Consider the following 24,631-nt stretch of genomic DNA (forward strand, 5'->3'; position numbering starts at 1 on the left):
GGACACTATCACAGCGAACCGAATAAACAAACCGTGCGGACCAGAACTACAACCCCCCTGGTATCGCCGCCTGTTTACGCTGCAACGCCTGGTCGCAGATCACTCGACGGCGTTCGTCGTCAGCCGAGCGCCACTCGCGAATATCCTCCACGTGCCGGAAACAGCCCCGGCAGATTTTCTCCTCGTCGAGGCGGCACAGGCTGATACAGGGCGAGCGCACCGCCGGACTGACATTGCTGAACAGCGGCTTGGGCGGACGGACCGTACTGGGCTGGCTCACGAAATCAAAGCCCTTCGAACTCGAGCTTGATATCCGCCTGTTCGAACACGATGCGTTCCAACATCTCGCCCAGTTGTTCTTCGCTCTTGTCGCACATCCAGCGCTCGCTCTCCTCGTCATAGTCGAAGTGGAAACCGCCCGAACGCGCAGCCAGCCACAGCTGGCGCAGAGGCTCCTGGCGACTGAAGATCACCTGGCTGCCATTATCGAACTTGACGGTGAGCACCCCGGCCGAGCTTTCCAGGTCGATGTCCAGGTCACTCTCATCGAAAATATCCTCCAGCGCCTGCTGGGTGGCATCCACCAGGTCGTGGAAACGCGCTTCGGTCAAACTCATTGCAGGAACCTCGGTCAGTATCTAGTCACGCTCAAGCGCCGCAAGATACGGGCGCTTCCCGGTGAATGCAAAGAATACCGGAGCGGCCGATACCTGCCACGACCAATCCGCCAACACTGCCAGCCGGTCACCGGCAAAGGCCCGCCAGGCGGGATTTTCCTTGCATAGGCAAGCTGCCGGGTGGCCGGTATACTCGGGCGCAATTTACGCATTCTCAAGGATTTCGCCATGAAGCGCCTGATCTCCGCCCTCGCTGCGCTTGTCGCGGTTGCCTGCCTCGTGACCGCCTGCGGCCAGAAAGGCCCGTTGTACCTGCCAGATGACAGCAAATCCCCCGAGGAACAGTCGAAGGCGCACAAGCACGACACTTTCGACACCTACTAAGGGCTCGCCATGGACGCTTTCAACTACCGCGACGGCGAGCTGTTCGCGGAAGGCGTAGCCCTGTCCGCCATTGCCGATCGTTTCGGTACGCCCACCTACGTTTATTCCCGCGCGCATATCGAGGCCCAGTACCTAGCCTACGCCGAGGCGTTGGCCGGCATGCCGCACCTGGTCTGCTTCGCGGTGAAGGCCAACTCCAACCTTGGCGTACTCAATGTCCTGGCGCGCCTGGGCGCCGGTTTCGACATCGTCTCCCGAGGTGAGCTGGAACGGGTGCTGGCCGCGGGCGGGCAAGCGGACAAGATTGTCTTCTCCGGCGTTGGCAAGACCCGCGACGACATGCGCCGCGCCCTGGAAGTCGGCGTCCATTGCTTCAACGTCGAATCTGCCGAAGAACTGGAGCGCCTGCAGGAAGTGGCAGCGCAGATGGGCGTACGTGCACCGGTATCCCTGCGGGTCAATCCCGATGTGGATGCAGGCACCCACCCCTACATTTCCACCGGGCTCAAGGAAAACAAGTTCGGCATTGCCATTGCTGCCGCCGAGGATGTGTATGTCCGCGCGGCCCAGCTGCCCAACCTGGAAATCGTCGGTGTCGATTGCCACATCGGCTCGCAACTGACCAGCCTGGCGCCCTTCATCGATGCCCTCGAGCGCCTGCTGGACCTGGTAGACCGCCTCGCCGAGTGCGGCATCTACTTGCGCCACATCGACCTGGGCGGAGGCCTGGGAGTGCGGTATCGCGACGAGGAGCCACCCCTGGCAGCCGACTACATCAAGGCCGTGCGTGAGCGCCTGGCCGGGCGCGACCTGGCCCTGGTGTTCGAGCCCGGACGCTTCATCGTCGCCAATGCCGGGGTGTTGCTGACTCGGGTCGAGTACCTCAAGCACACCGAACACAAGGACTTCGCCATCGTCGACGGCGCCATGAACGACCTGATCCGTCCGGCGCTGTACCAGGCCTGGATGAATGTCAGTGCCGTGCGCCCACGAGATACCGAACCCCGAACCTACGACATCGTCGGCCCAATCTGTGAAACCGGCGATTTCCTCGCCAAGGAGCGCGCCCTGGCCCTGGCCGAGGGCGACCTGCTGGCGGTGCATTCGGCCGGTGCCTATGGTTTTGTCATGAGTTCGAACTACAACACCCGCGGCCGCGCCGCCGAAGTCCTGGTCGATGGTGACCAGGCTGTGCAAGTGCGCCGTCGCGAGACGCTAGCCGAGTTATTCGCTGGCGAAAGCCTGTTGCCGGAGTAAGACCATGCTGCTGCGTTTTACCAAGATGCACGGCCTGGGCAATGACTTCATGGTCCTCGACCTGGTCAGCCAGCACGCGCATATTCAACCCAAGCACGCCAAGCAATGGGGGGATCGCAATACCGGGATCGGTTTCGATCAATTGTTGATCGTCGAGGCCCCGACCAATCCGGATGTGGACTTTCGCTACCGGATCTTCAATTCCGACGGTTCGGAAGTGGAGCAATGCGGCAATGGCGCTCGCTGCTTTGCCCGTTTCGTGCTGGACAAGCGCTTGACCACCAAGCGCCGGATCCGCGTAGAAACCAAGAGCGGCGTCATCGAACTCGATGTGCGCAACGACGGCCAGATCAGCGTCGACATGGGACCACCGCGCCTGGTACCGGCGGATATCCCATTTCAAGCACCAGCCCAGGCCACCAGCTATACGCTGGACGTCGAGGGTCGCCAGGTCGAGTTGGCCGCCATTTCCATGGGTAATCCCCACGCCGTGTTGCGGGTGGATGACATCAACCGTGCACCGGTCCATGAACTGGGTCCGAAGATCGAACATCACCCGCGCTTCCCGGCCCGGGTCAATGTCGGTTTTATCCAGGTACTGGACCGTCAACGCGCGCAGTTGCGGGTGTGGGAACGTGGCGCCGGGGAAACCCAGGCCTGCGGCACCGGCGCCTGCGCCGCTGCAGTGGCCGCGATCAGCCAGGGGTGGATGGATTCGCCGCTATTGATCGACCTGCCAGGCGGGCGCCTGTCCATCGAATGGGCGGGCCCAGGCCAACCGGTGATGATGACCGGCCCGGCAGTACGCGTATACGAAGGACAGGTGCGTCTATGAGCGAGCGAAATCCATGACCGATCAGCCACAGGTTCCCACGACAACGCCCGACGAATCTCCCGTCCAGAGCCTGGAGGCGGCAGCCGTTGCCGCCTACCTGGAGGCTCATCCGGACTTTTTCGTCGCCCACGAAGAACTGCTCCCGGCCTTGCGCATCCCCCACCAGCGCGGCGATACCGTTTCCCTGGTGGAACGGCAGATGAAGATCCTGCGCGAGCGCAACATCGAAATGCGCCATCGCCTGTCGCAACTGATGGACGTGGCCCGGGACAATGACCGCCTGTTCGACAAGACCCGGCGCCTGATTCTCGCGCTGATGGACGCCAGCAGCCTCGAAGAGGTGGTGATGAGCGTCGAGGACAGCCTGCGCCAGGAGTTCCAGGTACCCTTCGTCAGCCTGATCCTGTTCAGCGACAGCCCCATGCCCGTTGGCCGCTGGGTCTCCGCCGCCGAGGCCCAGGGGGCTATCGGGGGCCTGCTGGCCGAAGGCAAGAGCGTCGCTGGCGCCCTGCGCGAACATGAGCTGGATTTTCTCTTCGGAGAAGAACAGCGCAAGCAGATCGGCTCCACAGCCGTGGTTGCCCTGGCTCATCAGGGGATGCATGGCGTGCTGGCCATCGCCAGCCGCGATCCGCAGCACTACAAGAGCTCGGTGGGCACCTTGTTCCTCAACTACATCGCCGAAGTCACCGGTCGCGTGCTACCGCGCTTCACCCACTCACTGCGCTCGGTACGCTGAACATGCAGCAACAACTGGACGCCTACTGCGCACACTTGCGCAGTGAGCGCCAGGTGTCGCCCCATACCCTGGAAGCCTACCGGCGCGACCTGGGCAAGGTGCTGGGGTTCTGCGAGAAGCAACAGGTGCACAGCTGGACCGACCTGGACATCCAGGGCCTGCGCAGCCTGGTGGTACGCCTGCACCAGCAGGGCCAATCCTCCCGCAGCCTGGCCCGCTTGCTGTCCGCGGTACGCGGGCTCTATCACTACCTGAACCGCGAAGGGCTATGCGATCACGATCCGGCCAATGGCCTGTCCCCGCCCAAAGGCGAACGACGACTGCCCAAGACCCTGGATACCGACCGTACCCTGCAACTGCTCGACGGCGCAGTAGAAGACGACTTCCTGGCTCACCGCGACCAAGCCATCCTGGAGCTGTTCTACTCCTGCGGGCTGCGCCTCTCCGAACTCACCAGCCTGAATCTCGAACAACTGGACCTGGCCGATGGCCTGGTGCAGGTCCAGGGCAAGGGCAGCAAGACCCGAGTCCTGCCAGTAGGCAGGAAAGCCCGCGAGGCCCTGGCACTATGGTTGCCGCTACGGGCCTTGAGCAATCCACCGGACACCGCCCTTTTCGTCAGCCAGAAAGGCCGCCGCCTGGGCCCCCGCGCCATCCAACTGCGAGTCAAGGCAGCGGGCGAACGCGAATTGGGCCAGAACCTGCACCCGCACATGCTGCGCCACTCCTTCGCCAGCCACCTGCTGGAATCCTCCCAGGACCTGCGCGCCGTGCAGGAACTGCTGGGGCACTCGGATATCAAGACCACGCAGATCTACACCCACCTGGACTTCCAGCACCTGGCAGCGGTCTACGACAGCGCCCATCCACGGGCCAAACGCAATAAAGGCGGTGAGTAATGACCATCAAGCTGATCACCTTCGACCTCGACGACACCTTGTGGGATACCGCCCCGGTGATCGTCAGTGCCGAGGCCACCTTGCGCCAATGGCTGGCAGAGCACGCTCCGAACCTGGGTGGCGTACCGGTGGAACACTTATGGGCCATTCGTGAACGAGTACTGGCACGTGAGCCCGGCCTCAAGCACCGGATCAGCGCCCTGCGCCTTCGAGTACTGTTCCATGCCCTGGAAGAAGCCGGGTATGACCAGGCCCAGGCCAGCCAGCTGGCCGAAGCAGGCTTCGAAGCATTCCTGCACGCCCGGCATCAACTGAATGTCTTTCCTGAGGTACAGCCAACCCTGGAGGCCCTGGCCAATCACTTCGCCCTTGGAGTGATCACCAACGGCAACGCCGACGTGCGTCGCCTGGGCCTGGCGGACTACTTCACGTTCGCCCTGTGCGCCGAGGACATCGGCATTGCCAAGCCCGATGCCCGGCTATTTCAGGAGGCCCTGCAACGCGGGGGCGCCACTGCCGATACCGCCGTGCATATCGGCGACCACCCGGGCGACGACATTGCCGGGGCCCAGCAGGCCGGCTTGCGCGCCATCTGGTTCAACCCGGGTGGCAAGGCCTGGGAGGCCGAACGCGCACCCGATGCGCAGATCCGCAGCCTGACCGAGCTTCCAGCCTTGCTCGGGCGCTGGAAGTCCCTGTAACACTGGCATCGCGCCCGATCCGCAGCTGTTTGCCCAGGCATGAAAAAACCCGCAGCGACGGCGGGTTTTTTCAGCAAGCAAGTAGCAAGGCTCAGATAGGCCGGCTGCCGTACTTGTTATCAGGCTTCTTGGGCGGATCGGCGACCACGTTGGCCTCGACTTCCTGCACTTTACCGCCACGGGCCAGGAACTCCTCCATGGCACGCGCCAGTGCATCGCGCTCCTTGTTCTTGGCTTCGACGCTCGGCAATTCGTCTACCGAGACGGCCGCCTTGGACTTGCCTTTGGCGGTCGGAGCAGGAACATCACTGCCATCGTCTTCCGCCACATCGTCGGCGGCCGCTTCCAGACCTTCTTCGGTTTCGTCTTCGTCACCTACTTCGAGGTCGTCGTTTTCCAGATCATCGTCGCTCATGTTCTACCTCATGACTTGCGAAAAGCAGATTAGTTATAGCCCAGCTCGGCCGACTGTCGAAGGCCGCCGGAAAAAAATCAACGTCCACTGATACTCAGCGGCTTATGCCTTATCACCCTGCAAGGTGGCAAGGACTTTGCGAGCACCGCCGTGATCACGATGCTCGCCCAGATAGACGCCTTGCCAGGTGCCCAGCGCCAGGCGTCCCGCCGAGATCGGCAAAGTCAACTGGCAGCCTAGCAAACTGGCCTTGAAGTGCGCCGGGAGGTCGTCCGCGCCTTCGTCGTTATGTTCATACCCAGCCATGCCTTGCGGCACCAGGGCATTGAAGAAACGTTCGAAATCGCGCCGAACCGCCGGATCGGCATTCTCGTTGACGGTCAACGAGGCCGAAGTATGTTGTAGCCACAAATGCAGCAGACCCACTCGACATGCCTTCAACTCAGGCAGGCCGGCGAGCAACTCGTCCGTTACCAGGTGAAAGCCCCGGGGCCTGGCCCGCAGGGTAATCAGGGTCTGTTGCCACATACCTATCTCCGCACTTCGGCGCGCATTCTAGCGCGCTCAGGAAAAAAACAAAGCGCCTAATAATCCTGCTTTAGTGTAAGCATTTGCCCTACTAAAAATCGCCATGGCAAACATGCCAAGGCTTACCAGAAAAACCTTTCAGCCTTCCCCGAGATCAAAACCCAGGCAAAAAAAAGCCCGGCCAGTGCCGGGCTTTTTCGTTGGCGCCGTTACAGGTTGTAGCCACGTTCGTTGTGCTGCGCCAGGTCGAGGCCGACCGCTTCCTCTTCCTCGGTCACCCGCAGCCCGATGATGACGTCCAGCACCTTGAGGATGATGAAAGTAGCAATGGCGGTGTAGATCACCGTCAGGCCCACGCCCTTGGCCTGGACCCAGACTTGGGCGGCAACGTCGGTCACGGTGCCGAAGCCACCCAGGGAAGGCGCGGCGAACACACCCGTCAGGATCGCTCCGAGAATACCGCCGATACCGTGCACGCCGAAGGCATCCAGGGAGTCGTCATAGCCCAGTTTGCGCTTGAGGCTGGTTGCGCAAAAGAAGCACACCACACCCGCCGACAGGCCAATGATCAAGGCGCCCATCGGGCCCACGGTACCCGCCGCCGGCGTGATCGCCACCAGGCCAGCCACTACGCCCGATGCGATCCCCAGGGCGCTGGGTTTGCCATGGGTGAACCACTCGGCAAACATCCAGCCCAGGGCTGCGGCAGCGGTGGCGATCTGGGTCACCAACATCGCCATGCCGGCAGTGCCATTGGCCGCGGCAGCTGAACCGGCGTTGAAGCCGAACCAGCCGATCCACAGCATCGCCGCGCCCATCAGGGTGTAACCCAGGTTATGCGGAGCCATCGGCGTGGTAGGAAAACCCTTGCGCTTGCCCAGCACCAGGCAGGCTACCAGCCCGGCGACACCGGCATTGATGTGCACCACCGTACCACCGGCAAAGTCCAGCACCCCCCAGTCGCCCATCAGCGAACCCGGACCGCTCCAGACCATGTGTGCGATCGGTGCATACACCACGGTGAACCAGATACCCATGAAGATCAGCATGGCCGAGAACTTCATCCGCTCGGCGAAGGCCCCAACGATCAGCGCCGGGGTGATGATGGCGAAGGTCATCTGGAAAGTGACGAACACCGCCTCGGGAAACAGCGCTGCCGGACCGGTTACGCTGGCCGGGGTGATACCGGCGAGGAAGGCTTTGGACAGCCCGCCAACGAACGAATTGAGATTGACCACGCCAGCTTCCATCCCGCTGGTGTCGAACGCGATGCTGTAGCCATAGATGAACCACAGGACGGTAATCAGGCCAGTGATGGCGAAGCACTGCATCATGACCGAAAGAATGTTCTTGGAACGCACCATGCCGCCGTAGAACAGCGCCAGCCCGGGGATGGTCATGAACAGTACCAGGGCGGTGGAGGTCAGCATCCAGGCGGTGTCGCCGGAATTCAGGACTGGAGCAGCCGCTTCGTCTGCCGCCATGGCCAAGCCAGGCATTACGAGGGGCAAAAGGGCTCCTAGCCCTGCGAATTTACGCAGAGTCATGTTGTTTTCTCCTGGGGCGTTGGGTTTGGGGCGGCTTAGATTGCGTCGGTATCGGTTTCGCCGGTACGGATGCGAATAGCCTGTTCCAGATTGACCACGAAGATCTTGCCGTCACCGATCTTGCCGGTGTTGGCAGCCTTGGTGATGGCCTCGATGACCCGGTCCAGATCCTTGTCGTCGATGGCGACATCGATCTTCACCTTGGGCAGGAAATCGACCACGTATTCCGCGCCGCGGTACAGCTCGGTATGGCCCTTCTGCCGACCGAAGCCCTTGACCTCGGTGACGGTAATGCCCTGCACGCCGATTTCGGACAGCGACTCGCGCACGTCGTCCAACTTGAACGGCTTGATGATGGCGGTGACTAGCTTCATGAAACTCTCTCCCGAATTGGTGGACTTGCCCCAGGAAAACAAACCCGACTCAAGTCTAAGCGCAGTGCCTGGCTTTGTAACGCATCGTCGGCCTTCCTCAGCCGGACCGACGCTAGCCGCCCTGACGAAACACTCCCCCGTTTCGTCGGTCGCACTGCATTCGTCACAGCGACTGCATCAGTGCATGGGTCACCAGGGTCTAAGCAGAAAGCTTGCCAGGTCGGGAAATGCCAACGATTTCAGCCCCTTGCTGGCGTTCAGCCTGCAGGGCCATGAAACAGTGCCGCAGATACGCACAATAACGGTGCGCCAGCATTCGGCCAGATGCGCAAAAAACGTGCAGCCTCCGCCGCGCCAAGCCCTCGGTTCGTGCGTGATACACTGCGCCCCATCAGCTCTTCAGGACATTCCCATGCTCGCCCCCAAAGACCTCCTCGACACCCTGAGCGGCCACGCCTCACGCTTGTTCAGTGGCGAAACGCCTCTGCCCCGCAACGAAATCGAAAGCCAGTTCAAGGCCCTGCTGCAAAGCGGCTTCAGCAAGCTGGACCTGGTCAGCCGGGACGAGTTCGATAGCCAGATGGTCGTCCTGGCCCGCACCCGGGCTCGCCTGGAGAGCCTGGAAGCCAAGGTCGCCGAGCTGGAAGCCAGGCTGGAACCGAAGGATCAATGAGCTGACACCCTCCTCGCCGGCCGCGCGCCTTCAGCACAGCTGAAGGACAGGCCGGCGACACATCCTGTCTGCATTGCCCAGCGCTTGCGCTGCCCCCCTCGCCTATCCTTGCAACACCGCAGGACGCGGTTCCCGCCGCTGCAAGGAAGAACGTCGCATGTCCCTGGCCATCATCCACAGCCGCGCCCAGGTGGGCGTGCAAGCACCTGCAGTCAGCGTCGAAGTGCACCTGGCCAACGGCCTGCCTAGCCTGACCCTGGTGGGCCTGCCCGAAACGGCAGTCAAGGAAAGCAAGGACCGGGTCCGCAGCGCGATCCTCAATGGCGGGTTCGACTTCCCCGCCCGACGCATCACCCTCAACCTGGCACCCGCTGACCTGCCCAAAGATGGCGGGCGCTTCGACCTGGCGATCGCCCTGGGCATCCTCGCCGCGAGCCGGCAACTGCCGACAGAGGCGCTGGACAACGTCGAATGCCTCGGGGAGCTGGCCTTGTCCGGCACTGTGCGCCCGGTACGTGGTGTCTTGCCGGCCGCGCTGGCGGCACGCGATGCCGGGCACCGCCTGCTGGTGCCCCGGGCCAACGCCGAGGAAGCCTGCCTGGCCTCGGGCTTGACGGTGATCGCGGTGGACCACCTGCTGGAAGCAGTGGCTCATCTCAATGGGCAGGCACCGATCCCACCATGCGCGCCCCAAGGCCTGCCGCTCAACCACACGCCCTACCCCGACCTCAGCGAAGTCCAGGGTCAACTGGCTGCCAAGCGCGCCCTGCTGGTCGCCGCGTCCGGCGCCCACAACCTGCTGTTCTGCGGCCCTCCCGGCACCGGCAAGACCTTGCTCGCCAGCCGCCTGCCCGGCTTGCTGCCGCCCCTGGAAGAACACGAGGCGCTGGAGGTGGCGGCCATCCAGTCGGTGAGTAGCCTCGCACCGCTCACTCATTGGCCACAACGTCCGTTTCGCCAGCCTCACCACTCGGCGTCGGGGCCCGTCCTGGTCGGTGGAGGCTGTAGGATTTTGAAATAAATGCGACTTTTCGGAAATTAATGCGACAACGAGTAAAGTCGCCATTTCACATTACTGCGTACTCCAATCTATAGAAGTTAGGGGGATATTCTGTCGCACAGATCTTCCCCAAGCGAACGGGTGCACAGCTCTGACGCCAGGCGCCGTTGTATGCTGAACCGGCTAAACATCGCAATTCGCAGGTGGCAACGATGGACTCAAGCGCACAACCTGGTCTGTCCAGAGCCAGGTATCCGAACAGTCGCTGGGTAACCAGGAACGGCTCAGTCGGCCCATGTAGATGCACAACTCTCGATGAGTGGGTTTCTACAAAGCCCGACCTAAATTTTCAGAGGCATTTCTAAAACACTACACAAGCATCAAATTCTTGACAGGCGATTTCGGCTCGAGCTATAAATCACAGCGCTTGTAATGTTTAAGCGATAATGTAAGGCACTCGACAGAGTAGTAATGCTCATCAACTCGGAAGTTGATGATGAGGTCCTGAAGGCTTCGTGCTTTCAGTAGTGCAATGGTTGCGGTTATTCCTCTAACTTTTTTGGCCTTACATATGCTATCTAGAAATTTATTAGTGGTTGGCGGCTCAAGTGAAATTGGGGCCGCCATAATTCGGTGCGCCGAAAGTAACAGCTATAAAGTCTTCAGCACCCAACGATCTGTCGACAGTTCTGGGTTGCTCATGGATGTAACGTCGGATGAGAGCGTAAAGTCCGCAATAGATCAGGCAATTGCCATTTCTGGCACTATCGATGCAGTTGTTTACGCTCCTGCACTTTCTATCGACGGCCTGATCCATACATTGAGCGACGAAGCGTGGTCAAAGACATTTGACGTTAACCTCTTCGGCGCCGCGCGCGTGGTCCGCCACCTACTTCCTCACTTCATCAAAGCACGTAAAGGTGTTTTCCTGTTCGTGTCCTCTACCGCAGCTGTACGCGGTGCCACGGGGGCTGCGCCTTACTCTTGCTCCAAGGCAGCTCTGAACGCACTAGCGTTAAACATCGCGCACGACTACGGCCGATTCAATATCCGCGCCTATACGGTCATGCCCGGTTATGTCGACGGTGGAATGCTGGCTCATCTGCCTGATGAAAAGAAGGTCGTACTGGCCAGGGAAGCATCACTCAAGCGCTTGGCCACTCCTGATGAAGTCGCTCACTTCTGCGTTGCAACACTCGACTCGACCTACCTTACAGGCACGGCACTCGCGCTCGATGGTGGTTTGACCAGCTGATACTGATCGATCCCCACTGGAACCTCTCATACAAGGAAGGTATGACGTAATGACGACCTTGGGAACAGCCTTTGCTAAAACGCAGGACACAGTACTAGACAACGCTCGGTCCGCAGCAAATCAACTTTACCGCGAACGGATCGCTTCACGAGATGACCCCTCGACTCTTCCATGGCTGAACCGCCTGCTCAAGCATGGAATACTGGAGCTGGATCACATCGAAAACCCGATGTACCTGACGCTGCTGGACGGAAAAATGTCATCCCGCGCCTTAGGATCCTTTCTGTGCACCTATTACTGGGGCTCCAGCCAAGGCTTTAACAAGAAGGTACTACCGGCCGCATTGAAAGCTCACACAAATGAAAGCTGGCGTGCCTACATAAAGAGCATCATTCGCGAAGAAAATACGCCGAGTTGCCACTCGACAATGCTTAGTAACTTCATCCAGAGCCTTGGCTTTGACGTCGGTGAACGACCGCTCACCGCACAACGCTTTGTTGACAAGTTGATAACAGGCTACAGCGAGACGTTGGGATTCGCACTTGGCTATGCACTGGGCGTCGAGACTGAAGCAGACTTCCAGATTGCAGTTATCCATAGGGCGCTGATAGAGCAGTTCTCTAACATTATCATCTGTGATGAGTTTTTTACCATTCACATGGATGAAAGCGGCGAAGAAGCACATGCCAAAGCAACATGTGAATCTATCGAAAAGCTGATCGTCGAGGGCACTATCGACGCGAGCCAAGTAAAGGATGGATTTAATTCCGCAATCGCTGATACGCGGGAGTTTGTCTGCGATATTTACACGGAAATTGAGTCTTCACTTTCATATCCACAGCCGTCCCATTCATATAAAACAAAAGAGCCCGATTATGCCTGTTGATATCCGTTTTTCAGAAATTTTGAGAACCGCCGCTGAGCTCGACTCCAACTATCCAATCAACGCTTCGCAAGAACTACAAGCACTGGGAATCGATTCATTGAAGCTGATCGATGTCGTGATGTCAGTAGAGCGAGAGTTCGGTACTGAGTTGGACGAGGACGCATTGGTACGTGCCCGCACCGTTGGAGACCTCTGGCACGAAATCGAGAATGCCAAGGCCTGATTCATTAGCCAACGGCTGCACTAAGCGCGCATCGGCATCGGCATCAGCATCGACCTGAGACGCTAGCAGCGTGGCGTTCGGCTTGTCGAAGCTATCACGATGCCGACCAAGGCTATCGAAATGCTTAATCGCACTTTTCACTCAGAGCCCTCTATGAACCAAGCGACTTTCGAGTTCTCGATTGAGCGATACGCAATGTATCCAGCATTGCCAAAACCGTATTCCGGCGCCGACCTTCTACCTGAAGACTTCAGTCACTGGGTCGACGCCAAAGGTGACCGTTTCTGCGATACGTTCAGTCGCATATGCTTCTACCTCGCAGAACGCTACATGAGCCATTCCGACAGCTCGTGTGACGAAACGGTCATTGTGGGCACCGAGTACGGCAACTTCGAAGCCATGCTGCGCTTTCAGCATCAGGCACTTACCGATCACAAAACGCTGTCGGCCCAGCAATTTCCCTATGCTACAACCAGTTCTGCGTCGACCTTTATCAACATCAGTCGCCACATCAGCGGCGGCAATGCCACCTTGAACGCTGGTGCACTGACACCTGCGTTAGCATTGCTTCACGGTCTGCTCCACATACATGGTCGTGAGCGTACCAAGAGCCATGTCTTTATCGGTGACACTTACTTTAGCGAAGCACTCGACGACATCCTAAAGAGTGCCCCCACTGCTCAGGTTTCCTCCGGCATCTGCTACCTGGCGCTCAAAGAGGGAGACCAATTTAGTGCCAAAATCCGCTTCGACGAAAGCGCGGAGCAGATCCTAAAAACGCTCACTCCGAGCGCACGAATCTACCTAGACAGCTGCAGTCGTGAGCAACTTGGGAAACTGTGTCCTCCGGATGATAGCCATTCGGACTCCCCTCTGAACGAGCACAATCGCGCCTTCGTGTTCGCTGATTTCCTTGAGGGTGTGCTGGCCTTGAAGCCCGGACAGAGCACTGCGTTGCTACTTGCACAACAGACTAGCGCCGCTAGCATAGAGATCTCGCGCCATCATGAATAACTGTCGAGACGAAATCTTCGACCCCAGTCTTGATGTGTTCAAGGTGCATTTTAACGATGCCCCTATTGTTCCAGGCATGTTGCTGCTTCTTACAGAACTGCAGCGTCGACCGCAGCAGGCCAACTTAAGCACCCATGTCGAACGCTTGGCTTTTAAGTCTTTTGTGCGTCCTGGCCAGCAGGTCACTTACCTGAATGAGGGCACAGAGACCCGGATCACCTCCGATGCGGGCCTATGTTGCTCGTTCTCGACTCGCGCCGGCAACCCCGTGAATGCTCCGAATTTCACCGATGAGCCTTGCCTGTTCAAAACTCCAATCGCACCAGCACGTGAGCCGCTCTACTGGTTTCTGCCGGAGCAAATCAACCTCAATGAGGACGGCTCGCACGCCCAAACACACATTGACCTACAGCAGGTGATCGCGCACCACCCCTTTCTGACGCAGATTCCCGATCCGACATTACTGATATTGACCGAGGCGTTAGGCAACCTCGCGCTTGCGCTGCAACAACGTCATGCAGGCGGGCCAGCAGCCAGCTACGTCTTCGCAAAGTTCGATGCATTGGACATCGACCTGAAGCGAGACATTGCCTCTGCGCCCGTCCATCTGCAGACCCGTGTCAATCACTTCGGCTCGTTTCTCGCCTGGGATGCCTGCGCCTGGGACGCGCATGGCGTCAGGCTGGTGGTTCACAACGCTATTTCTGTTAAGAGGAAAATCGTTTGAGCACGATATATGTTTCCGGTCTCGGGGCGGTGACGCCAATCGGCATCGACGTTGCACAGTTCTGGTCCGCACTGATTCACGGTCAATCAAATTTCATCGCGCAGGCACCGGTTTATCCAGGGATGAAGCCGAACTTCCAGGCCGGGCGCATTGATAACACACAGAAAGCGCTGCTCAAGCAACGTGCACCTGACGCGACCGGGCCAAATGTACCCGACTCCTCACTATACGCAGTGGATGCAGCGATGCAGGCGATCACGGACGCTGGCCTATCCGCCGGATCTGCAGCGCTGCGCAACGCGCTAGTCTGCGTGGGCAACAATGAAGCCGAGGCGGACATCCTGGATCGTCTCGTCGAAGGAGATGACGAGGGCTGGCGCAATAACACTTACTCCAGTCACTCTATTGCCCAAAACGTAGCTCGCGCGATTGGCTCGGTAGGGCCAGCATTGTGTTTTCATAACACCTGTGCCTCGGCGAATGTAGCGCTGGAGTTTGCATTGCGTATGCTCGATTGCGGGGCAGTCGACACCGCTGTGGTTGGAGGTGGAGACGCCTTTTCGAAAAAGGTCTGGTCAGGGTTCTACACTCTCAAAGCCTTAGGTGAACAGCAGTGCAAACCGTTCTCCCGCGACCGGCGCCATATTACGATCAGCGAGGGCGGTGCCTTTGTGGTGTTACAGCGTGCCGAAGACGTCGTCTCCTCCCCTTATGCCCAGTTACTGGCAGTGGCAAGCAACAATGACGCCGCGCATCCGACTAACCCGGATCTAACTGGAGTTTCTGCCTGCCACCAAAGAGTACTGCAGCAAGCCGGACTGCAGGCCGGCGACATCAGCGCAATCTTTGCACATGGTACCGGTACCAGAGCCAACGATCTCACTGAAAGCACAATATTCGGCAGAACCTATACGTCGTCGTCCGTAACGGCAATCAAAGGCACTGTCGGACACATGATGGCTACTGCCGGAGCGATCGGTGCCGTCGCGAGCTGCCTGTCACTGCGAAATCAATTGCTGCCTCCCACCAATATCGATCCAGAGAGCTTCGAATACGACTTTGATCTAGTGACACAGCCCGGTGGAGTGTCTCGTTCCCTGAAATACGTCCAGAACAACTCTTTCGGTTTTGGCGGGAATAACGCCATATCTATCTTCAAGGTCATAGAACAATGATTGTTCTTGGAATTAGCGGATTACCTAACTCTCAACGCGCCCACCGCGCTTCCTATCCCGAAGCACTGGAAATCGACGAACGCATCTGCCAGGGCCTGGACAGTGCGGCTTGCTTAATCATCGACGGAGAGATTATCGCCGCCGCAGCCGAGGAGCGATTCACCGGCATTAAAGGCACCGGCGAACTTCCTCTCAATGCGATCGACTATTGCCTGCGCACTGCACAAATTCAGCCCAGCGATGTGCAGGTGATTGCCCATGGCTTTGACTATGACCGTTACCGGCGTTTTTTCACGCAATCAAGCGAGTCATTCCATGAAGTGTTCAGCGGGAAGTCAGTCATTACGGCGCTGGAGAAAGCCGGCTGGCAGGATGTCGCTCCACGCTTCAGAGCTGTAGAGCATCACCTGGCACATGCAGCTTCGGCCTACTTCACCAGCGGCTATGATCGAGCACTGTGCATCGTCTCTGACGGAATGGGCGAGGTCGAGTCGCTGACGGTGTTCCAGGCACGGGACCGGGAACTCAAGAAATTACATAGTCAGCCCATCAAAGCCTCGTTGGGATTACTGTACTCGATCTGTACTCGCTTCTTGGGTTTTGCTTTCAACAGTGACGAGTACAAGGTTATGGGGCTGGCGGCCTATGGCAACGGCTCGGCGTACTCCGAGGCTTTCAACAGCCTTGCGCAGTTTGACCCGAAAACTGGCTCGATTAATATCCTCTGGCCAGCCGGGGCTCTGACCAACGCAGAAGAAGGTTACCCCGCAGCCATGGAGTTCCTCGCTGCAACCTTTAATCTTGCGCCGCGCGCATCTGATGAAGAACTCAGTGATCTGCACGCCGACTTTGCCGCTGCACTGCAAACCACGTTCGAGTCGTTGCTCGAATCACTAGTCGCATTCTGGCTTGAGCGCAGCGGTGAGTCGTCGCTGTGCCTTGCGGGCGGGTCATTCCTCAACTGCAAGGCGAACGAACGCCTGTGCAACTTGCCGGAAGTCGAGCGCGCCTTTGTTCAACCAGCGTCTGGCGATGACGGCACGGCCTTGGGGGCCGCACTCTGTCATTGTTCTGAACCCCTAGTTACCGGATTTTCGCCGTACTTAGGTCCTGAATACAGCGTTGAGCAAATTCGCCAGCTACTCGCTGATGCCTCAGCGGATGGAAGTCTCCAGTGGAAATATTTGGGCTTGAATGACAAGTACTTTGCCTTGGCTGCTCAGGACATCGCTGACGACAAAATCATTGGCTGGTTCCACGGACGCATGGAGTTCGGCCCGAGAGCTCTGGGAAATCGCTCTATTTTGGGACGAGCCAACGGTGATTCAATCAAGGCCCGCATCAACGGCTTGGTGAAGTTCAGAGAGCCTTTTCGTCCCTTTGCACCTGCGGTACTGGATATCGACTGCGACCGTCTATTCGAATCGAGAAAACTGCAACCGACCAGTTACATGCTCTGCACGGCACGCGTTCGTGAGGACGCGATAGCCACTGTTAGCGGCGTTGCCCATACAGACGGAAGCGCTCGGATCCAGGTGGTCAGCAAAGAACTCAACCAAAACTTCTGGCGCTTGTTAACCGAAGTTCGGAAGGTCTGCGGTTACGGGTGCTCAATCAACACCTCGTTCAACGTGAAGGGCCAGCCCCTAATTATGTCCCCAGATATCGCCCTCGCGACATTCCGCAACATCGCTCTGGATACGCTTTACATCGAGGGATTCATCGTATGGAAACCCTGAGCCACGAGGCTCCGACGATCGATGAGGTATGCACACGTTCTCCACGACCAAGCAAATCAGCCTGGCATCGCCGCTGAACATGATCGTATTCATTCACTAGATCATAAGCGCCTGCTGTCGCTGTCGGAGATCGATTGCAAATCATCTTCGACCACGCGGCATTACAGCCGTTGCGCCTAAACAACTGCAAGTCGCTGGTTGACCGCGTAATCGCCATGATGATTCAACAGGGGTAATTGACATGTTCGAGCTGCAAGATTTGCAGGCCCGCCGCCTGCTCTCTGTTGTTGCATCCGGCAACGGCCTTATCGGCTATCGGTTTTGCGACACGCTCCACGAAGCCTACGAAGCACTTGACCAGGCACTGCTGCAAACCATGGCCCGGCATATCTCTGCCACGGCGCATTCCTGCACGACACTCATTGAGCGTCAAGCTCTGGAGAAAATCGGATTTTTCAACAAGCTACCGTGCATCCCCATGACGGCCAGCCCACACGCATGTAGTGATCAGCGCGAAAAAAATGACAAGGGAGAATGGGTGCTAAGCCCCTCGACCTGCTACCACACGTTTGCTCATCTGGCCGGAAGCACCGAGAGCTGGGATTTGAAATGCTTCACTGCACTAGGACACTGCCACCGCTTCGAGCCCATACAGGAAGAATCGACGCGTTTGGGCAGCTTCACCATGCGTGAGTTCGTGCTGTTGGGCAAACAGCCGCAGGTCGAGAATATGTGTCAGGTACTTTTCGATAGTGCCGTAGCGCTGATTAAGCGTCTGGTACCGTCCACCTTCGTTGATCGAGCCAGCGATGTATTTTACGGAGAATCCGCCGAGGTCACACGAAAGGTACAACTGGCAATGGGCGTCAAACTGGAGGTACTGATTCCATGGTCACAGCGACAGGTCAGCGTGGGTTCGCGCAACTTGCACCGTGATCTATTTACCAACGCGTTCAAGATCGGCCCGCAAGCCCCGGAGCCACTCATGCATTCAGCCTGTGTCGCCTTCGGCATGGAGCGTTTGCTGTTGTCGCTGCTAGCGCAGATTGGAAATCCCGACACACTGCTGGCTCTTTTACGCGATGTGTTGGGCGACCTTCACGGCAGCTGCAATACAAAGGAATGTGAATATGCGGCACTGGTTTGACGCAAGGGTGGCGAAAGGAATCGTCATCGTCTCGTTTCCGTTAATGGGGACGATGGTCGGCAATTTATTGATGATGCTTGTCGACAGGCTATGCCTCGCACACTACTCACAAGATACGCTGGCCGCCTCTGGTCCAGCTGTATTCACGAGTATGGCGATTATCGCTTTCTTCTGTAGCACCGTGGGGGTGTCACGTTCCTTTATTGCACAGGCGAATGGACGATCAGGGCTCAGCGAAGCTTCGAGCGAAGCCGCACTGGGACTGTTCCTTGGTATAGCCTTCGGTGCCCTGCTGTTTGTCGCCGCCCCGCTAATCGCGATGATTCCACAGCTCAGCTCCCGCCCACCGCAGATTGTCAGCCTCGAATCGCAGTACATGCTGTGGGCGGCGATCTTCGGTGGCGTAATGACGATCGACACGGCACTGTCCTCGTTTTTCAACGGTGTGGGTCGAACCCGCGAAACGCTCATGGTCGGAATCGTTGGTCAAATCGTCGACTCAATCTTCACCGTCGGCCTGGTCTTCGGAAAGTTCGGACTGCCCGAAATGGGAATGGCCGGAGCCGCAATCGGTACGTTGATCGGAACTCTGTCCATGCTGATGTGCTACGCAGTAATGCTGCCTCGAGAAATCTGGCTTGAGTTGAGGAACATCTTCATTGCTCGTAGCAAGCGCCTACTGCCCCGGCTGTTTTTCCTGCTGCGTAGAGGTGTTCCCAGTGGTGTATCCGCCGGGGTGGATCAGCTCGGCAACACTGCGTTCATATGGATAGTCGCGGTACTGGGCTCTAGTGCACTAGCAGCAAACAACGTCAATCTGACAATCAATTACCTGGGCATTATCCCGCTCATCGGTTTAGGCATTGGTTGCAGCATTCTGTGTGCCACTGCAGTGGGCAAGGGGCAATTCACTGAGTTGGCAATGATCCTGCGAGTGACCGTGATCATAGAGCTGCTCTACGTATTGCTGGTTTCCACTGTTCAAATCACTTTGCCACATATCTTGCTCAAGGCTTTCGGTGACCTAGGACACAACCCGGAGACCATCACCCTAGCCATCGATACACAACGTGTACTGTGGACATTCTCCGCCGCCTTTGTCTTCTCCATGACGGGTTCAGCCGTCTTGGAGAGTATTGGCATGGCCAGATTTTCGCTGGTCGTGCGCCTGGCTCTTATGTGGTTTATAAGCATTCCGTTGATCTATTACGTCGCAACGAGCAATCGCGACGCCCCGTCATCGCTGGTGACATGCTGGGTTATAGGTTCGGTGTTCGAATTTTTGATTGGCGCAATTTATTTCTGGCGAATAGCCAAAGCCATTCGAGGAGCCGAAAACCGTCTTCACATTGATCCTCATCCAGCCAGCGAGAGCGCCCTATGAACCTGACCGAAGTCATTCGTTTCGCACCTTTAGCGATCAACTGCTTTACAGGAAGTCTGGCACAACTGTCCAAACGAGGCGGTGTCCTCATTGATGAAGCGCAACTACTTGAGGCTGGCGACGGCTACCTGTACCGAACAGGTTTAGATGAATGGGGCATGCCCGAATACACTTTCGAGGTTGAAAACGTCGGTCTTCGTGCTTGCAAAGCATTAGGTGCGCATGTAGCGCGATTGCCGATCGATAGAGATTGGGTAACGCAACTCAAGACACTATTGATCGAACACGACGGCGTAGTCGTGTGGGTCAACTCCGTCTATCTGGATTACGCGCCGGTCTACAGTACCGACCCGGGTTATATGCACGCAGTACTAGTGATTGGGATGAACGACACGTCCACTCACGTGAAGATTTTAGACTCACTTATCGTCGATAACGAGTCCTATGGTTGCGAGGCATGGCTGTCGATTGAGGCATTCGCCAACGCGCACACTGATCGAGTGCGCACAGAGACCTACGACCATATGGGGTACTTTATAGTGATGCACCCCAATGCAAGCCCCCCTGCCTTCGACGTACGAGCCAATCTACTCAGACAAGCCCGGCTATACCTCTCCGAAGACGTCTATCGAGGCGCACTGCCAGCTTACCGGGATCTATGCATGGAGCACTTTCGGGGCTCGCCGGAACACGCTGCAGTTGCTGCACATCGCCTATTCGACCACATAGTGGTTCTCTACGTGATTCCAGGACTCTCCTTGCTGGGACGATCGCTCCAGCGAGCTGGCTGCGAAGACGCTCTGGGTGAGATTACCAAATCACTAATCCACCACTGGCGCGCCTTATCGGTGCTGGCACTCAAATTCGAGGCGACAAACTCCCCTCTGATCCTCTCTCGCGTGGAGAAGCGTTTCGACGTGATCGATTCACTGACATTCGAACTTTGGCAGCACCTAAGCAACATGCTCCAAGAATCCTGAATGGAACAAGTATCGTTTTAGTTAACTCAATCAACGTGCTGAGGTGCGTCTGTAAAGTCTTTATGACTTTGAATTTGGAGATGGATCTATGTTGTCAATTTTGGCACTGGGTAGCGAGAGCGACCTGCAGGACTATGTAAAGTACTGCCACGAACATGACAGAGAAGTGGTGTGCTTTTTACCTCCGCCTCTGCTGCAGAACGAGAAGAGCCACTGGGAAGCGCAACTGATCAAGGCGCTTCACACAACCTGCACAACGCGGCAGTTCGACCACGTCGTCTCTTTCCATGACGGCCTTCAGGTTCAAGTAGATATATTCAAGAAAATATTCGGTTTAGCAACCCGCGATACTGAGGCACTTTTCACCCTTACGGACAAGTCCGCCTTCAAGTCGGTCCCCGCTACTGCTAACTTTATCTCACGTTACCTGCGCCTGCCCCAAAACGTCAGTACCGACGAGGCGTGGCAGGAGATCGAGCAGTCCCTACGTCTACCGATTGTACTCAAGCCCTCCAACGCCTTTTACAGCGCGGGCGTAATTCGAGTCGATGATCGTGCTGGGTTCAGTAAGGCCCTGACACAGACGCGACACGTCTGCTCACTGATGGCCAGCCAGAGAGGCGGCTCTGAAATCCTGGTCGAGGAGTACATCGACGGTGAAGAATTCTCGGTGGACGGTTATGTGCTCGACGGAGAAGTGACGCCGCTCCTACTGCATCACAAGTATCCTAGGCTAGAAGGCCCGACATTCCACGAAAACGCCCAGATTTCCATACCGTTCGACAAGAAAAAGGGTGAACCCTTCATGGTCCCGCTGCGCCAGATCATTGCCGCAGTAGGGCTGGATCAATCGCCCTTTCACTCCGAGTTCCGGATCACGGCTGATCAGCGCGTTTACATCCTCGAACTTGCCCCGAGAATTTCCGGCGACGGAATCTCCTCTCGCTATCTGATGGATATCTGTCTCGGGCTGGACGTTTATGACGTTGATCTCAAGCTGGACACACCGCAACTGACGCTTGATTTGCCTCATCGGCGCGTTGGGCTGGAGTATGACTTCAGCGTTAAGAAGAGTGGCGTACTATCTTCGATCGAAAAGACGGTTGCACAGTGTCATGAGATGGGAGCGACTACCGTCATCCAACATAGACACAACGGCGAGTTCGTCATGGCGCCACCGGACGCCATGGGATCCATTCTAACGGCATTTTTCACCTGTGAATCCAAGGAGCAAGCGCTGCGGATTTTCGATTTTCTGGAGACTTGTGAAGTCGAGACGCAGGCCAACGGTGAATAGCAACTATCGAGCTTTGCCAGATATTCACTGGTCTCAATATCGCTAGCTAACCGCTCCATACAGCACATTCTACCTACGCCCGCTGCACTCATGCAGCGGTACAACTGGACAAGACCGCATAAGCACAACAGCTTCGTAGCAATAGCCGTTGTGCAAGAAAAACTCAAATCTATGTCCGGGAATTGTTGACCACTACAACGAATTAAGGGCAGCAGCTAATGGTATTGGCTTGCTCTCTTTCGTTCCTTACGCTAATTTTTGACCTGCGCTGGTGCGGCGCACTCAGAACCCGAGAGGGACGCACTGCTTAACCCTGTCGGCGATGTGAGTGCATCTGCACCACGTCCGCCAATGCTATGTACCCGGAAGGTGCCCATACCCAGGCACTAAGGAAAACAAATGGCGAGTTCAATTTTTCGCAATCTCACTGCGTCTATTCTCCGCAATGTCTCAACCCTGAAACGTGACGCCAAACGGCTTCAAAAGAAGTCAGAGCAGGTTTTCGGTATCGAGTATCCCTTGGGGATTTGCCAACAGGCACTGGCTGTTTCGAGGGGGTTTATCTCCTTCGCGGATCTTCAGGCGGCGTCACAGCGACTGGGACAGGACCGGCGGGCTCCCTTCTGGACCCTTCATAGCCGAACCGATTCTCACCAGGAACTGCTCGAGGCAATCTACCAGCTCGAGTTGGACTTCACCGAAAGCGGCCCTATCGTCTTTACCGGTAACCAGTCGGCATCAACAAAGCCAGCAGCAGCTCTGTTTTTTGAGCGAATGAGCTGGAAAGCCAAGCCCGGCTTGATATTGGTCGAAACGGAAGCACCTGTCCTCCAAGATACAGCTCTGTATAGCGCTGTAGCGGATCTCGGGCTGACTGAAATCTTGAATGGGTTTCGCGTAATTGATCTACGGGAGAAAAATCTTCCTGTAGCGCTCAGTACTTCATCAGCTTGCTGGAGCAGCGCTATCAGCAACGCTCTCGATGAGATGGTGGAAGAAGTGCTGCGCGATGCGGGCTGGCAAAATCGCTTAGCGTGGGCGGAACAGCGCGATAGATCTCAACCTTCCAGCGTGCGGCAGGAGTTTCATTCCATCTCTTTTTTCTCATTTCTAGAGGAAGCGTGCCGCCTACCAGCACTTAAAAATTTGCTGGAATGGAGGTATGAGGCTCAGAAGGAAGCAGCCGATGCAGCTCAAGCTGCGCTCAATCAGCTTCTGAAGGAGCTTGATAGAAAGAGCTTCTCACAAGGAGTGAGTTGTTCACACGAAAGCCTCGTACGCCCATATCTTGTGCTGTTCAGCAGAAATGATAGAGCAAGCGAAGTACTTGCCGACGTCGTGCAATCGTACTTCTGCACGCGTCCTTCGCGAGATGACCGGCCGCCAATTCTATATTTTTCAGACGGTTCGACTCCATATGTACCCAGAATGATAACTTTTGGCGGCCACACTGCGATCGTGAATGGAGTCACCTCGATACCAATTGAAGGCGAGCCTGGATATGTCTTCGCGCACTCTCAAGCCATAAGGGTCTACTGCACTGATACGGACATTCAGTACATGGGATCAAGGGTAACCATCGCCTAACAATAGACTGGGCGCTCTCTCTGGAGAACCTGCTTGAACTCTGCGCGTATTCCGCACGCACTGGTGAAGTGCGTAAGCGTCCCAGGAAGGCACATTACGATGCGCTAAGCTGTAATCCTTTAGGATTGAGATCTCAGCATGGAATGTCACGTTCGTCCCGCCACGAGCGGAGATGCAGTAGCGATAAGCCGCGTAGTTATTGCCGCTCTGCGTGAGTCAAATTCACAGGACTATCCGCCTGATGTGATCGCTCAGGTTGAGCAAAGCTTTTCTCCTGAAGCCATCACCACACAGCTTACGAAGCGTAGGGTCTTCGTAGCCTTGTTGGGCGAAAACATTATTGGCACTGCCGGTCTCGACGGTGATGTGGTCAGAAGTGTTTTCGTTGACCCGGCTCACCAAAAAGGCGGAATCGGGCGGCATTTGATGGATGTCATTCATACAACTGCTGCCAGCGCAGGAGTTGGAGCTGTACGTGTGCCATCGTCGATTACAGCTGAAAGGTTTTATACCGCGTTGGGTTATCAAAAAATCCGCGACGAGTTTCATGGGGCGGAGCGCACCATCGTTATGGAGAAGCGGCTGTAGGATTAGCCCAGACTATTTACCCACTTGTTCGGCAACAAATCAGTGATCTCACTGGCCCGCTGCGTGGGCAGCCGCGTCAGCACATCTTTGAGATAGGCATACGGATCATGCCCGTTCATGCGCGCCGACTGGATCAGGCTCATGATCGCCGCCGCCCGCTTACCGCTACGCAGCGACCCGGCAAACAACCAGTTTGAGCGGCCAAGCGCCCATGGCCGTATCTGGTTTTCAACTTGGTTGTTGTCGATGGGCACAGCCCCATCGTCCAGGTAACGCGTCAGCGCTACCCAGCGTTTCAGGTTGTAGTCGAGGGTTTTGGCCGTGACTGATCCGTTGGGTATTAGGTCGCGCTGGGCCAACATCCAGTCATGCTGGAGTTCGGAAGGTGAGTTTGCCGGACGCTTACTGAAGTGCTCATCAGAACCCCTATCAACAAAAAGGGGTTCAGTGTCTTCAAGATCGCGATGGATACGCGAAGAAAGCCCAAGGGCCAATGCTCCAAGGACGTACGGAATCGGCCGAAGCCGCAAAAGTAAAGGCCCAGAAACGGCGAATCCCGCTCTAGGCGGGATTCTCAGCCGTCGATTGCATGCGTTCGACGGGGCAAGACGCTGTTACCTGGCCCTGGGCCACCTGACCTTCATCAGAAGCGGGGAGCGA

General features: G+C 57.1%; 26 protein-coding genes and 2 pseudogenes. 21 read left to right on the forward strand and 7 right to left on the reverse strand.

The window, feature by feature from the left end; all coding sequences use genetic code 11:
• Nucleotides 1-46: 46 nt before the first annotated feature.
• Nucleotides 47-280: a DUF1289 domain-containing protein gene (locus tag I9018_RS31245; protein ID WP_124347110.1), complete on the reverse strand. Its 234-nt coding sequence runs from the start codon at nt 278-280 to the stop codon at nt 47-49.
• Between the two features lie 4 nt (nt 281-284).
• Entirely contained in the window at nt 285-617 is a 333-nt protein-coding gene (cyaY, locus tag I9018_RS31250; RefSeq protein ID WP_068575937.1) for an iron donor protein CyaY, read from the reverse strand.
• Between the two features lie 228 nt (nt 618-845).
• Here cyaY and I9018_RS31255 point away from each other — a divergent pair, with 228 nt between their 5' ends.
• From I9018_RS31255 to I9018_RS31280, 6 genes are read left to right on the forward strand one after another with little or no spacing between them, the layout of a single operon-like run.
• Complete coding sequence (locus tag I9018_RS31255; RefSeq protein WP_083235631.1) at nt 846-1,001, forward strand: lipoprotein; 156 nt, start codon at nt 846-848, stop codon at nt 999-1,001.
• Between the two features lie 9 nt (nt 1,002-1,010).
• Entirely contained in the window at nt 1,011-2,258 is a 1,248-nt protein-coding gene (gene lysA, locus I9018_RS31260) for a diaminopimelate decarboxylase (protein WP_241108298.1), read from the forward strand.
• A gap of 4 nt (nt 2,259-2,262) precedes the next feature.
• On the forward strand, nt 2,263-3,093 hold the full coding sequence (dapF, locus tag I9018_RS31265; RefSeq protein WP_241108299.1) for a diaminopimelate epimerase: 831 nt from the start codon (nt 2,263-2,265) through the stop codon (nt 3,091-3,093).
• Nucleotides 3,094-3,106: 13 nt separating this feature from the next.
• Complete coding sequence (locus tag I9018_RS31270) at nt 3,107-3,832, forward strand: DUF484 family protein (protein ID WP_068575932.1); 726 nt, start codon at nt 3,107-3,109, stop codon at nt 3,830-3,832.
• A 2-nt stretch (nt 3,833-3,834) separates the two neighbouring features.
• Entirely contained in the window at nt 3,835-4,731 is an 897-nt protein-coding gene (xerC, locus tag I9018_RS31275) for a tyrosine recombinase XerC (protein ID WP_068575930.1), read from the forward strand.
• Nucleotides 4,731-5,432 (forward strand): HAD-IA family hydrolase, encoded by a 702-nt coding sequence (locus I9018_RS31280; RefSeq protein ID WP_068575928.1) that lies wholly within the window; start codon nt 4,731-4,733, stop codon nt 5,430-5,432. The genes xerC and I9018_RS31280 overlap by 1 nt, the downstream gene beginning before the upstream one ends.
• 91 nt (nt 5,433-5,523) lie before the next feature.
• Here the strand turns inward: I9018_RS31280 and sutA are convergent, their stop codons facing one another.
• The 4 genes from sutA to glnK all read right to left on the reverse strand — a co-directional run bounded on the left by sutA (nt 5,524) and on the right by glnK (nt 8,296).
• Nucleotides 5,524-5,847, reverse strand: coding sequence for a transcriptional regulator SutA (sutA, locus tag I9018_RS31285; protein WP_068575926.1), 324 nt, complete (start codon nt 5,845-5,847; stop codon nt 5,524-5,526).
• Between the two features lie 102 nt (nt 5,848-5,949).
• Nucleotides 5,950-6,375, reverse strand: coding sequence for a secondary thiamine-phosphate synthase enzyme YjbQ (locus tag I9018_RS31290; RefSeq protein ID WP_068575924.1), 426 nt, complete (start codon nt 6,373-6,375; stop codon nt 5,950-5,952).
• Nucleotides 6,376-6,584: 209 nt separating this feature from the next.
• On the reverse strand, nt 6,585-7,922 hold the full coding sequence (locus I9018_RS31295; protein ID WP_068575922.1) for an ammonium transporter: 1,338 nt from the start codon (nt 7,920-7,922) through the stop codon (nt 6,585-6,587).
• Nucleotides 7,923-7,957: 35 nt separating this feature from the next.
• Nucleotides 7,958-8,296, reverse strand: coding sequence for a P-II family nitrogen regulator (gene glnK, locus I9018_RS31300; protein WP_002555808.1), 339 nt, complete (start codon nt 8,294-8,296; stop codon nt 7,958-7,960).
• A 412-nt stretch (nt 8,297-8,708) separates the two neighbouring features.
• On the opposite strand from glnK, the gene I9018_RS31305 reads away from it, so the two are divergent.
• The 15 genes and pseudogenes from I9018_RS31305 to I9018_RS31375 all read left to right on the forward strand — a co-directional run bounded on the left by I9018_RS31305 (nt 8,709) and on the right by I9018_RS31375 (nt 23,971).
• On the forward strand, nt 8,709-8,969 hold the full coding sequence (locus tag I9018_RS31305) for an accessory factor UbiK family protein (RefSeq protein WP_068575920.1): 261 nt from the start codon (nt 8,709-8,711) through the stop codon (nt 8,967-8,969).
• A 157-nt stretch (nt 8,970-9,126) separates the two neighbouring features.
• Nucleotides 9,127-9,978 (forward strand): annotated as a pseudogene (locus I9018_RS31310) (magnesium chelatase domain-containing protein); the annotation flags it as partial.
• A 562-nt stretch (nt 9,979-10,540) separates the two neighbouring features.
• Nucleotides 10,541-11,224, forward strand: a complete 684-nt coding sequence (locus I9018_RS31315) for an SDR family oxidoreductase (RefSeq protein ID WP_241110210.1) — start codon at nt 10,541-10,543, stop codon at nt 11,222-11,224.
• A 49-nt stretch (nt 11,225-11,273) separates the two neighbouring features.
• Nucleotides 11,274-12,110 (forward strand): hypothetical protein, encoded by an 837-nt coding sequence (locus tag I9018_RS31320; protein WP_241108300.1) that lies wholly within the window; start codon nt 11,274-11,276, stop codon nt 12,108-12,110.
• Nucleotides 12,100-12,333 (forward strand): acyl carrier protein, encoded by a 234-nt coding sequence (locus tag I9018_RS31325; RefSeq protein WP_241108301.1) that lies wholly within the window; start codon nt 12,100-12,102, stop codon nt 12,331-12,333. The genes I9018_RS31320 and I9018_RS31325 overlap by 11 nt, the downstream gene beginning before the upstream one ends.
• A 153-nt stretch (nt 12,334-12,486) precedes the next feature.
• A complete protein-coding gene (locus tag I9018_RS31330; protein ID WP_241108302.1) occupies nt 12,487-13,347 on the forward strand; it encodes a hypothetical protein in 861 nt (286 codons plus the stop codon).
• The gene (locus I9018_RS31335) at nt 13,340-14,074 is read left to right on the forward strand and encodes a hypothetical protein (RefSeq protein WP_241108303.1); all 735 of its coding nucleotides are present in this window, start codon (nt 13,340-13,342) and stop codon (nt 14,072-14,074) included. The genes I9018_RS31330 and I9018_RS31335 overlap by 8 nt, the downstream gene beginning before the upstream one ends.
• The gene (locus I9018_RS31340) at nt 14,071-15,249 is read left to right on the forward strand and encodes a beta-ketoacyl synthase N-terminal-like domain-containing protein (protein ID WP_241108304.1); all 1,179 of its coding nucleotides are present in this window, start codon (nt 14,071-14,073) and stop codon (nt 15,247-15,249) included. Before I9018_RS31335 ends, I9018_RS31340 begins: the two co-directional genes overlap by 4 nt.
• Nucleotides 15,246-16,988 (forward strand): carbamoyltransferase C-terminal domain-containing protein, encoded by a 1,743-nt coding sequence (locus tag I9018_RS31345; protein WP_241108305.1) that lies wholly within the window; start codon nt 15,246-15,248, stop codon nt 16,986-16,988. The genes I9018_RS31340 and I9018_RS31345 overlap by 4 nt, the downstream gene beginning before the upstream one ends.
• Nucleotides 16,989-17,229: 241 nt before the next feature.
• Nucleotides 17,230-18,135, forward strand: a complete 906-nt coding sequence (locus I9018_RS31350) for a hypothetical protein (RefSeq protein ID WP_241108306.1) — start codon at nt 17,230-17,232, stop codon at nt 18,133-18,135.
• Entirely contained in the window at nt 18,119-19,519 is a 1,401-nt protein-coding gene (locus I9018_RS31355) for an MATE family efflux transporter (protein WP_241108307.1), read from the forward strand. The genes I9018_RS31350 and I9018_RS31355 overlap by 17 nt, the downstream gene beginning before the upstream one ends.
• Complete coding sequence (locus I9018_RS31360; RefSeq protein ID WP_241108308.1) at nt 19,516-20,499, forward strand: BtrH N-terminal domain-containing protein; 984 nt, start codon at nt 19,516-19,518, stop codon at nt 20,497-20,499. The genes I9018_RS31355 and I9018_RS31360 overlap by 4 nt, the downstream gene beginning before the upstream one ends.
• Nucleotides 20,500-20,587: 88 nt before the next feature.
• On the forward strand, nt 20,588-21,796 hold the full coding sequence (locus tag I9018_RS31365) for an ATP-grasp domain-containing protein (RefSeq protein WP_241108309.1): 1,209 nt from the start codon (nt 20,588-20,590) through the stop codon (nt 21,794-21,796).
• Between the two features lie 399 nt (nt 21,797-22,195).
• The gene (locus I9018_RS31370; protein WP_241108310.1) at nt 22,196-23,383 is read left to right on the forward strand and encodes a hypothetical protein; all 1,188 of its coding nucleotides are present in this window, start codon (nt 22,196-22,198) and stop codon (nt 23,381-23,383) included.
• A 138-nt stretch (nt 23,384-23,521) separates the two neighbouring features.
• Complete coding sequence (locus I9018_RS31375) at nt 23,522-23,971, forward strand: GNAT family N-acetyltransferase (RefSeq protein WP_241108311.1); 450 nt, start codon at nt 23,522-23,524, stop codon at nt 23,969-23,971.
• Between the two features lie 2 nt (nt 23,972-23,973).
• Here the strand turns inward: I9018_RS31375 and I9018_RS31380 are convergent.
• Nucleotides 23,974-24,342: pseudogene (locus I9018_RS31380) on the reverse strand (transposase); the annotation flags it as partial.
• Between the last annotated feature and the right edge of the window lie 289 nt (nt 24,343-24,631).

The organism is Pseudomonas sp. MPFS (assembly GCF_022537035.1).
Taxonomy (GTDB): Bacteria; Pseudomonadota; Gammaproteobacteria; order Pseudomonadales; family Pseudomonadaceae; genus Aquipseudomonas; species Aquipseudomonas sessilinigenes.

Excerpts from the sequence above, each read along its gene's own strand:
- cyaY (WP_068575937.1), bottom strand. The coding sequence starts at position 617 with ATGAGTTTGACCGAAGCGCGTTTCCACGACCTGGTGGATGCCACCCAG.
- I9018_RS31255 (WP_083235631.1), top strand. The coding sequence starts at position 846 with ATGAAGCGCCTGATCTCCGCCCTCGCTGCGCTTGTCGCGGTTGCCTGC.
- lysA (WP_241108298.1), top strand. The coding sequence starts at position 1,011 with ATGGACGCTTTCAACTACCGCGACGGCGAGCTGTTCGCGGAAGGCGTA.
- dapF (WP_241108299.1), top strand. The coding sequence starts at position 2,263 with ATGCTGCTGCGTTTTACCAAGATGCACGGCCTGGGCAATGACTTCATG.
- I9018_RS31270 (WP_068575932.1), top strand. The coding sequence starts at position 3,107 with ATGACCGATCAGCCACAGGTTCCCACGACAACGCCCGACGAATCTCCC.
- xerC (WP_068575930.1), top strand. The coding sequence starts at position 3,835 with ATGCAGCAACAACTGGACGCCTACTGCGCACACTTGCGCAGTGAGCGC.
- I9018_RS31280 (WP_068575928.1), top strand. The coding sequence starts at position 4,731 with ATGACCATCAAGCTGATCACCTTCGACCTCGACGACACCTTGTGGGAT.
- sutA (WP_068575926.1), bottom strand. The coding sequence starts at position 5,847 with ATGAGCGACGATGATCTGGAAAACGACGACCTCGAAGTAGGTGACGAA.
- I9018_RS31290 (WP_068575924.1), bottom strand. The coding sequence starts at position 6,375 with ATGTGGCAACAGACCCTGATTACCCTGCGGGCCAGGCCCCGGGGCTTT.
- I9018_RS31295 (WP_068575922.1), bottom strand. The coding sequence starts at position 7,922 with ATGACTCTGCGTAAATTCGCAGGGCTAGGAGCCCTTTTGCCCCTCGTA.
- glnK (WP_002555808.1), bottom strand. The coding sequence starts at position 8,296 with ATGAAGCTAGTCACCGCCATCATCAAGCCGTTCAAGTTGGACGACGTG.
- I9018_RS31305 (WP_068575920.1), top strand. The coding sequence starts at position 8,709 with ATGCTCGCCCCCAAAGACCTCCTCGACACCCTGAGCGGCCACGCCTCA.
- I9018_RS31315 (WP_241110210.1), top strand. The coding sequence starts at position 10,541 with ATGCTATCTAGAAATTTATTAGTGGTTGGCGGCTCAAGTGAAATTGGG.
- I9018_RS31320 (WP_241108300.1), top strand. The coding sequence starts at position 11,274 with ATGACGACCTTGGGAACAGCCTTTGCTAAAACGCAGGACACAGTACTA.
- I9018_RS31325 (WP_241108301.1), top strand. The coding sequence starts at position 12,100 with ATGCCTGTTGATATCCGTTTTTCAGAAATTTTGAGAACCGCCGCTGAG.
- I9018_RS31330 (WP_241108302.1), top strand. The coding sequence starts at position 12,487 with ATGAACCAAGCGACTTTCGAGTTCTCGATTGAGCGATACGCAATGTAT.
- I9018_RS31335 (WP_241108303.1), top strand. The coding sequence starts at position 13,340 with ATGAATAACTGTCGAGACGAAATCTTCGACCCCAGTCTTGATGTGTTC.
- I9018_RS31345 (WP_241108305.1), top strand. The coding sequence starts at position 15,246 with ATGATTGTTCTTGGAATTAGCGGATTACCTAACTCTCAACGCGCCCAC.
- I9018_RS31350 (WP_241108306.1), top strand. The coding sequence starts at position 17,230 with ATGTTCGAGCTGCAAGATTTGCAGGCCCGCCGCCTGCTCTCTGTTGTT.
- I9018_RS31355 (WP_241108307.1), top strand. The coding sequence starts at position 18,119 with ATGCGGCACTGGTTTGACGCAAGGGTGGCGAAAGGAATCGTCATCGTC.
- I9018_RS31360 (WP_241108308.1), top strand. The coding sequence starts at position 19,516 with ATGAACCTGACCGAAGTCATTCGTTTCGCACCTTTAGCGATCAACTGC.
- I9018_RS31365 (WP_241108309.1), top strand. The coding sequence starts at position 20,588 with ATGTTGTCAATTTTGGCACTGGGTAGCGAGAGCGACCTGCAGGACTAT.
- I9018_RS31370 (WP_241108310.1), top strand. The coding sequence starts at position 22,196 with ATGGCGAGTTCAATTTTTCGCAATCTCACTGCGTCTATTCTCCGCAAT.
- I9018_RS31375 (WP_241108311.1), top strand. The coding sequence starts at position 23,522 with ATGGAATGTCACGTTCGTCCCGCCACGAGCGGAGATGCAGTAGCGATA.